This window comes from Pseudomonas sp. PAGU 2196, from assembly GCF_022179005.1.
Lineage (GTDB): Bacteria > Pseudomonadota > Gammaproteobacteria > Pseudomonadales > Pseudomonadaceae > Aquipseudomonas > Aquipseudomonas kermanshahensis.
The window spans coordinates 2,072-3,429 of sequence record NZ_BNTL01000051.1 but is presented as its reverse complement, the minus strand read 5'-3'; the positions used below and the strand labels follow the sequence as shown (position 1 = coordinate 3,429).

Sequence of the window (1,358 nt, the reverse complement as noted above, 5' to 3'; positions counted from 1 at the left end):
CGGGCCTGGTGTGGGTGGCGGCCTTGCTGGCCGTGCTGCTGTCGCTGGACGGCCTGTTCCGCAGCGATTTCGAGGATGGCTCGCTGGAGCAATGGGTGCTGTCGCCGCATCCGCTGGCGCTACTGGTATTGGCCAAGGTGCTGGCGCACTGGATCTTTTCCGGCCTGGCGCTGGTATTGTTGGCGCCACTGCTGGCTCTGATGCTGGGGCTGCCGAGCCATTGCCTGCCGGTGCTGCTCGCCTCGTTGCTGCTGGGTACGCCCGTGCTGAGCCTGTTGGGCGCAGTGGGGGCGGCGCTGACGGTCGGTCTTAAACGCGGTGGTCTGCTGCTGGCATTGCTGATTCTGCCGTTGTATATCCCTGTATTGATCCTGGGCAGTGGTGCGTTGCAGGCGGCGTTGCAGAATATGCCAGCTACCGGCCATCTGCTCTGNNGCCAGCCTCACGGCCCTGGCGGTGACACTGGCACCCTTTGCGATAGCGGCCGGCCTGAAGATCAGCGTCGGCGAATAACGAGTCCTGGGCTCTCAAGCCTGGCTAATACCCTGGATGTACCCTGATGAAAATGAGTTGGACGTGGTTCCACAAGCTCGGTTCCCCCAAATGGTTCTATGCCATCAGCGGCCGTATGTTGCCGTGGCTGGCCATTGCCTCCCTCGCGCTGTTGCTGGTGGGCATAACCTGGGGCCTGGCATTCGCGCCCCAGGACTACCAGCAGGGCAACAGTTTCCGCATCATCTACATCCATGTGCCGGCGGCAATGCTGGCGCAGTCCTGCTACGTGCTGCTGGCCGTGGCCGGGGTGGTGGGGCTGGTGTGGAAGATGAAACTGGCCGACGTCGCCCTGCAGTGCGCAGCGCCGATCGGCGCCTGGATGACCGCCGTTGCGCTGGTCACCGGTGCCATCTGGGGCAAGCCGACCTGGGGCAGCTGGTGGGTGTGGGATGCCCGCCTTACGTCGATGTTGATTCTGCTGTTCCTGTACTTCGGCATCATTGCGCTGGGCCAGGCAATCAGTAATCGTGACAGCGCGGCCAAGGCCTGTGCAGTGTTGGCGATTGTCGGTGTGATCAACATCCCGATCATCAAGTACTCAGTGGAGTGGTGGAACACCCTGCACCAGGGCGCCACGTTCACCCTGACCGAAAAGCCGGCGATGCCTGCCGAAATGTGGTTGCCGCTGCTGTGCACGGCGCTGGGTTTCTACTGCTTCTTCGGCGTGGTGCTGTTGATGCGCATGCGCCTTGAAGTGCTAAAGCGCGAGGCACGCGCCAGTTGGGTCAAGGAGGAAGTATTGAACAGCCTGGGGCGGAGGGCCGCACGATGAGTTTTGCCTCGTTCGGTGATTTTCTCGCCAT

1 protein-coding gene and 1 pseudogene are annotated in these 1,358 nt (G+C 62.4%); both read left to right on the top strand.

Annotated features, from left to right (window positions below; translation table 11 throughout):
• Positions 1–513 (top strand): annotated as a pseudogene (gene ccmB, locus MFF34_RS27650) (heme exporter protein CcmB); the annotation flags it as partial.
• A gap of 46 nt (positions 514–559) precedes the next feature.
• Positions 560–1,327, top strand: coding sequence for a heme ABC transporter permease (locus MFF34_RS27645; RefSeq protein ID WP_027592997.1), 768 nt, complete (start codon positions 560–562; stop codon positions 1,325–1,327).
• Positions 1,328–1,358 lie beyond the last annotated feature (31 nt).

Coding starts and splice junctions, on each gene's coding strand:
- MFF34_RS27645 (WP_027592997.1), top strand. CDS start 560: ATGAAAATGAGTTGGACGTGGTTCCACAAGCTCGGTTCCCCCAAATGG.